The 302-nt window shown below is 72.8% G+C and carries 1 pseudogene; it reads left to right on the forward strand.

Annotation, left to right across the window (positions count from 1 at the left end):
* Positions 1 to 182: 182 nt before the first annotated feature.
* Positions 183 to 302 (forward strand): annotated as a pseudogene (locus tag JHD73_RS28690) (HAD hydrolase family protein); the annotation flags it as partial.

Here is a 302-nt window from a genome sequence, read left to right on the forward strand (position 1 = left end):
CCCCCCCCCCCCCCCCCCCCCCCCCCCCCCCCCCCCCCCCCCCCCCCCCCCCCCCCCCCCCCCCCCCCCCCCCCCCCCCCCCCCCCCCCCCCCCCCCCCCCACTTTTCAAGCAGAAGACGGCATACGCGATCAGGCGCCATGTCTCGTGGGCTCGGAGATGTGTATAAGAGACAGGCATAACGCCATCGCCATGGGCGACGGCTCGAACGATTTGAAGATGATGGGCGTGGCGGGCTTGTCGGTGGCGTTCCGCGCCAAGCCCATCGTGCAGGCACAGGCCGATGTGGCGTTCAACGTTGTC

This window comes from Ralstonia sp. ASV6 (assembly GCF_016429285.1).
Taxonomy (GTDB): Bacteria; Pseudomonadota; Gammaproteobacteria; order Burkholderiales; family Burkholderiaceae; genus Ralstonia; species Ralstonia flaminis.